7 protein-coding genes are annotated in these 6,446 nt (G+C 53.2%); all 7 read left to right on the top strand.

The genetic code is table 11. The annotated features are described in order from the left end of the window. Positions 1 to 674 (top strand): alanine racemase (locus PPL9_RS04020; protein WP_200962091.1); only part of this gene is annotated, 674 nt, incomplete at its 5' end. 192 nt (positions 675 to 866) lie between these two features. After that, a complete protein-coding gene (locus tag PPL9_RS04015) occupies positions 867 to 1,304 on the top strand; it encodes a glyoxalase superfamily protein (protein ID WP_057461441.1) in 438 nt (145 codons plus the stop codon). 214 nt (positions 1,305 to 1,518) lie between these two features. After that, positions 1,519 to 2,004 carry a hypothetical protein gene (locus PPL9_RS04010; protein ID WP_057461440.1) on the top strand — a complete coding sequence of 162 codons (486 nt, stop codon included), beginning with the start codon at positions 1,519 to 1,521 and terminating at the stop codon, positions 2,002 to 2,004. Between the two features lie 328 nt (positions 2,005 to 2,332). Further along, on the top strand, positions 2,333 to 3,058 hold the full coding sequence (locus PPL9_RS04005; protein ID WP_057461439.1) for a FadR/GntR family transcriptional regulator: 726 nt from the start codon (positions 2,333 to 2,335) through the stop codon (positions 3,056 to 3,058). After that, positions 3,055 to 4,218: a PLP-dependent transferase gene (locus PPL9_RS04000; protein WP_057461438.1), complete on the top strand. Its 1,164-nt coding sequence runs from the start codon at positions 3,055 to 3,057 to the stop codon at positions 4,216 to 4,218. Before PPL9_RS04005 ends, PPL9_RS04000 begins: the two co-directional genes overlap by 4 nt. Positions 4,219 to 4,246: 28 nt before the next feature. Next, on the top strand, positions 4,247 to 5,506 hold the full coding sequence (locus tag PPL9_RS03995) for a sugar ABC transporter substrate-binding protein (RefSeq protein ID WP_057461461.1): 1,260 nt from the start codon (positions 4,247 to 4,249) through the stop codon (positions 5,504 to 5,506). Further along, complete coding sequence (locus PPL9_RS03990; protein ID WP_057461437.1) at positions 5,506 to 6,444, top strand: sugar ABC transporter permease; 939 nt, start codon at positions 5,506 to 5,508, stop codon at positions 6,442 to 6,444. Before PPL9_RS03995 ends, PPL9_RS03990 begins: the two co-directional genes overlap by 1 nt. Positions 6,445 to 6,446 lie beyond the last annotated feature (2 nt).

The raw sequence follows: 6,446 nt of genomic DNA, 5'->3' as shown, positions 1-6,446 counted from the left end.
GGTGTGGTGTGGCAGATAGCGCTGCTGTGTTGGAGCTGGCAACTGCAATCATTGCAGCCTCCAACTTACGGTTTGCGGGCATTCAGTCCTATCAGGGCGCTGCGCAACATGCCTATGATTACGCTGATCGAAAAGCGCTGCTGGATACGGCAATCACGATCACCAAGGATGCTGTAGACCTGCTGGAAAGCAAAGAGATCCACTGTGATATCGTTGGCGGTGCAGGAACCGGAACTTATCCGTTCGAGGCAGCCTCCGGTGTGTTCAACGAGTTGCAGTGCGGGTCCTATCTCTTCATGGATGCGGACTACCGCAAAGTGAAAGACAAAGATGGCAAGCACTTACCTGCTTTTGAGCATGCCCTGTTCCTGCTGACTTCGATCATGTCCACTGACATAGATGGGCAAGCCGTTTGCGATGCAGGGCTGAAGGCACATAGCATTGATTCCGGGCCACCGACTGTGTTTGAGCGACCTGATCTGCAAAGCCTCGACTATTCAGATGAGCATGGCGTCCTGAAGGATCCGCAAAACTCGTTGAAGATTAACGACAAGATCAAGCTCGTTCCTGGGCATTGCGACCCGACCTGTAACCTGCATGACTGGTATGTGGGTGTACGCAACGGTGTGGTGGAAACGCTTTGGCAGGTGACAGCCCGCGGTAAGTTTTACTAGGCGTACAGAACCTTGGTTTGACAGCAACACCCATCCTCTGTAGGTTGCGCGGCGAGGGATCAGGCCCCTGCCGCTCGCAGAGCTATGCTCATGGTGAAGCCTGAAACAAAAGATGCGACTTCAGCTCAGACAAGCGGGTTGGTGGCAATGCGAGCTCCATCAAGTTGATCCCGCATAGTTTGAGGCTATGAAATGAACGGATCTCTTCCTTCCCTTTCCGCGTTAAAAACGCAAGCGAAGCAACTGCGTGCTGCGCTGGAAAAACGCGGCGAAACAATTTCGCACTCCCAGACACTGGAGCTTATTGCTCGTCAACAAGGCTATAAGGACTGGAACACCCTTTATGCTGCCGTTGGCAACCGTCCACCTGTGTCGTTTCTGCGGCCCGGTGACAGGGTTGCCGGCAAGTATCTTGGACGACGGTTTGCTGCCGAGGTTCTAGGCGTTCAAAGCTCCGTCGCCGCCCATCGGGTGCGGCTGACATTGCACTTTGATGAGCCGGTTGATGTGGTGAGTTTCAAGAGCTTTTCTGCGTATCGGCAACGAGTGACCTGCACCGTAAATGCGGATGGCATGACGAGCGAAAAGACCTCTGATGGTGAACCTCACATGGTTCTAACAGGGCTCTGATCTTACCTCACAAAAGAACCGGGAGACGTGACGCCTCCCGGTTTGCCAGTGGACACAACCTTCCTGTGTATCAATGCGATCTCAACCGCAAAATGCTTGGTGAGGTGAAACTGTTGCTTGAACATCCATGCCTAATTAAATTATACTGCGATACTCATGTTTAAAATGCTGGCGATGTGATGCAATCGCCAGATGCACAAAAGAGGCGCTGGCCATGGATGTTGGGGCAAATGATGTTTACCTGGAACGCCAACCGGAACGACTGGTTCTGGAAGGGTATCGCCGCTGGTCATCCGGCTTCGAGACAGGTTCCATCACGCCCTGGGAAATGGCATGGGACCTTTATAGCGAAGTTCTTGGGCATCAAAATGCAGGAGTAGCGCTCGCCAGCCTGTCTCAATACGTGCGCACACTCAAGCGCTGCGCAGCCTGCCCACTACGCTCCTACCCTTATGATTCTCAGCATCTTTGTGTCGAAGAATGCCTGACCATGGGACTGATTGCAGGCTTGCAACATGATGTCGACACCGTTGAACTGTGCCTGCAGCACATTACCTGTCCGCAAAGATGCGAAGAAGTAGAACAGGCCGCTGCGAACTTCGCCGAGACCCTCAAATCCATCGGTCAGGTCATGCTGCCTGTACCGTCTCATGTGCTGACTGATATTCTGAAAAAGAGCTCAGGCGGAAGCATGCATTAGGCTTGAAATAGAAAGCGCTTCTTAAAATATTGTGCGGCTCGTGTTTGTGAGCTGAAGCCTTCAGATTGATTTCATTACCAATTGCAATGGACGAGTCTGCGTCCGTGCAGGCCAATTTTTTCTAAAACTCCCTCCAAATCAGCCGCCTCCTGCCACATTAATATATCCGCCGCAGCTCTCTGATATCTCACAGCATTCCCTCTGGGTGCACTGCGATAAATCAGTGGTTGTACACAGTAGGTATTTACAAGCGCAGATTCCTGTTTCTAAAATTGGTCTGACGTCTGATGGCAGACGAAATCAAATAGACATCTGTGCGGAGCCTAATGTGCCAAGCCCATCCAATAATAAAATTCGGCCAATCAAGACCGAGGACAGAAGCGACGCAATTCTGCAGTCGCTGACAGATTTCATCGTGGAGGAAGGCTTGCAACCCGGTGACAGATTGCCCACGGAACGAGAGCTGATGAACGGCCTGAAGGTTGGCCGCTCGTCCATTCGTGAGGTGATCCGCCATCTGCAAGCGTTGGGGATCGTGGAGATCCGCCGTGGGTCGGGGACATACTTGAAGCGCCCGCTCTCCGAGAAAACCGTTTACCTGCCACTGTCCATTGCAACCAAGCGCGATGGCCTGTTGCAAACGCTGGAAGTGCGCCGGGCGCTTGAAGTTGAAGCCTCTATTCTGGCAGCCAAACGGGCGACGCCGGAAGAGATTGACGAGATGCGCACCAAGTTAGAGCATATGGAGTCAGTCCATCACCTCAACGGCACGGCTGGCCCGGAAGACCTTGAGTTTCACCTGTCTATTTACCGCGCTGCAGGCAATCCGCTGTTTGAGCAGTTGTTGCAGCAGATGCGGGAATCTTTTGAGAGCTTTTTTGATATGCCGTTCGACCGCAAAGATTTTGCCGGACGGTCTTTTCCTTTTCACCGACAATTATTTGACGCCATTGCCGCTGGAGACACGGAGATGGCCCGCAAACATACCTTGGAAATTTTGAGCGTGGTTGAAGAAGATATTGTGCAAATGGCACAGGAAACGGACGCAGTATGATCGACCTGTGGGGGGAGGACACAGCAACAATCGTGGCGCATGATGAAACATCCTTTGCGGATGCAGTCGTGCCACCTATTTTTCAAAACTCGCTTTTCACGTTCTCTTCCTATCAGGAGATGTGTGAAACCTTCGCGGGTAAGATCAACCGCCCGGTTTATACGCGCGGGATCAACCCAACCGTCCGTGCGTTTGAGGAGAAGATTGCCAAGCTGGAGGGCGCTGAAGATGCACTGGCGCTTTCCAGTGGTATGGCCGCTATTTCATCAGCCATTCTGTCTGTGGTGAAACCCGGTGACCGGATCCTGTCCGTCAAACATGTTTATCCAGACACTTTCCGTTTCTTTGAAATCTTCCTGCGCAAGTTTGGTGTGAGCGTTGATTACATCGATGGTGGCAATCTGGCGACGGTTGAAGCTGCCTTGCCCGGGCATGCTCTGTTCTATCTGGAAAGCCCGACCAGCTGGATCATGGAGGCTCATGATGTGAAAGCGTTGTGCGCGCGGGCCAGGGAAGCCGGTGTCACAACGATCATCGACAACAGCTGGGCTTCACCCATCTTCCAGAATCCGATCAAACTGGGCTGCGATATTGTGGTCCATTCGGCATCCAAGTACATCAGCGGCCACAGTGATGTGGTTGCGGGAGTGATCGCAACGTCTGCTGCGCGTGTGGCGCAAATCCGCGGGGAAGTGACCCAGTATCTGGGTAGCAAGATTGCACCGTTTGAGGCGTGGTTGTTGTTGCGCGGCCTGCGGACACTGCCAATCCGTATGAAAGCCCATGAGCAGGCTGGGATGGAGATTGCCAAGCGACTGGCTGAACACCCTCGCGTGAAAACTGTTTTTCATCCGGCGTTCCAGAATAAGGCCCATCCCGGTCTGCGTGGAACCTCCGGTCTCTTTTCAATTGAACTGGCAGACAATGTCAGCGTCGAAGCACTGTGTAACCACCTGAAAATTTTCAAAATGGGTGTGAGTTGGGGCGGGCATGAAAGCCTGATTTGCCCTGCGCAGGCCTCTCTCATTCAATCGGGAGGACCAAACTCAACCGCATTCTTTGGCGTGTCACCGCACGTCGTTCGCCTGAATGTTGGCCTTGAAGACCCTGAGGATCTCTGGGGGGACCTCGAAGAAGCGTTAGGGGCAGCATCAGAATAACATTGCTAGAGGAGAGGCAATTATGAGTTTGAAGAAATTATTGGCCGCAAGTCTTGTGGCAACAGCTATTGCAGGTCCGGCAGCTGCTGAAACCAATCTTCGACTGGTGGAAGTGATCACAAGCCCGGAACGTACCAAGGTTTTGCAGAGTATTGTTTCGGAGTTTGAAGCGGAAAATCCGGGCACCAATGTCGAAATCATCTCGTTGCCTTGGGGACAGGCTTTCGAGAAATTCGCGACCATGGTTTCTGCTGGTCAGACACCGGATGTGGTTGAAATGCCAGACACATGGGCCGCGCTTTATGCCAACAACGGCGCTTTGGAAAGCCTTGAGCCCTACCTGCAGAGCTGGGATGGCACAGACAAGCTGAATGCCCGCACCATTGAGATGGCACGCAGTGGTTCCGGTACAGCTTACATGCTGCCCTACGGTTTCTATCTGCGCGCCATGTTTTACAACAAGAAGCTCTTCAAGGAAGCGGGTGTTGAAAATCCACCTGTGACATTGGATGACTTCCGTGATGCAGCTGAAAAAGTATCGGCTCTTCCAGGCAAGTACGGCTTCTGTCTGCGCGGTGGCTCTGGCGGTTTGAATGGCTGGGCCGTGTTTGGGGCAACGGCAGCTGGCACAGATCAGTTCTTCGATGAAGAAGGCAACAGCATCATGTCCACGGATGCGTGGATCAAGGGTGCACAGTTCATGGTGGACCTCTATCAGGATGGTCTTGCACCAAAAGACAGCCTGAACTGGGGCTTCAACGAGATTGTGGCAGGCTTTTACTCCGGCACATGTGCCATGCTTGATCAGGATCCGGATGCACTGATTGGCATTTCGCAGCGCATGGACCCGAATGATTTTGGTGTGACCACCATGCCAAAAGGTCCAAATGGCAAAGCCTACCCAACCATCGGGTATGCGGGCTGGTCCATGTTTGCTGACAGCGAAGACAAAGACGCCTCCTGGAAGCTGATTGCGAAGCTTCAGAGCCGTGATGCGAACCTTGAGTGGTCCAAGCGTGTGGGAACTCTGCCGATCTACAAAGACGCAGAAAGTGATCCGCACTACAACACGCCGCAGTTTGCTGGTTGGTTTGAAGAGCTGTCCGATCCGGACGTCCACCCGCTGACAATGCCAACACATCTTGAAGAATTTGCGTTCTTCAAAGATTCCATCTCCATCCGCACCAGTCAGGAGGCTCTGCTGGGCCGTAAGTCTGCGGAAGAGCTTGGCAAGGAGTGGGGGGAGTACCTCACAACAGCACAGAAAAAGTGGCTGGCTAAACAGTGATGACAGCTGCCACACACCTTGGAACACACCCTGCCAGTGGGCAGGGTGTGACTTCCCGCAGATTCCTATCCCGATTTGAGCCCTACTTTTACGCTGCCCCTGCCATTGTGTTGTTGGTGACTGTGATGATGGTGCCGCTGGTGGTCGGCCTGACCTACACAGTCAGAGACATCCGCATCCTCAATCCGTTCAGTGGCGGTTATGTGGGCTTTGCGCATTTTGAGGCGGTCTGGCACGACCAGAACTTCCATAACGCCCTTTACAATACCTTCTGGTGGACAGTCAGCTCACTGTTCTTTCAGTTCTTTCTGGGTTTAACGCTCGCTCTGCTGCTCAACCGCACTTTTCCGGGACGGCGTATCATCCAGTCGCTTGTTTTTCTGCCATGGGCGGTGCCTGCATTCCTGTCTGGCCTCAACTGGGCATGGATGTTCAATCCGGTCATCAGCCCCCTGCCCCAATGGCTGTTTGCGCTTGGTATCCTGAGCGAACCAACTAATATTCTGTCAGATCCTGACCTCGCCATGTGGGGACCAATCGTTGCCAACATCTGGTTCGGTATCCCATTTTTTGCGATCACTTTGCTGGCTGCGCTTCAATCCATTCCGGGTGAGATTTACGAGGCCGCATCCATCGATGGCGCCAGCCGCAAGCAACAGTTTGTCAGTATCACACTGCCGTTTCTGGCGCCGACTATTGCGATCACGCTGATGCTGCGCACCATCTGGATTGCCAACTTTGCGGATCTCATCATCGTCATGACCAATGGCGGACCGGCAGATTCAACGCAGATCGTCTCCAGTTACATCTTCACGCAGGCTTTCCGCCGTCTGGACTTTGGCTATGCCTCCGCAATCGCGGCTGTGCTGCTGGTTCTGTTGATGGCCTATGCCGTCTCCATCATCTTCATCAGGCGCAGTCTGCTGCGCGAAACCTGAGG

Source organism: Pseudovibrio sp. POLY-S9 (assembly GCF_001431305.1).
Classification (GTDB): Bacteria; Pseudomonadota; Alphaproteobacteria; order Rhizobiales; family Stappiaceae; genus Pseudovibrio.
Note: the sequence above shows the minus strand (reverse complement) of the source record. Positions and strands in the feature narration are given on the sequence as shown.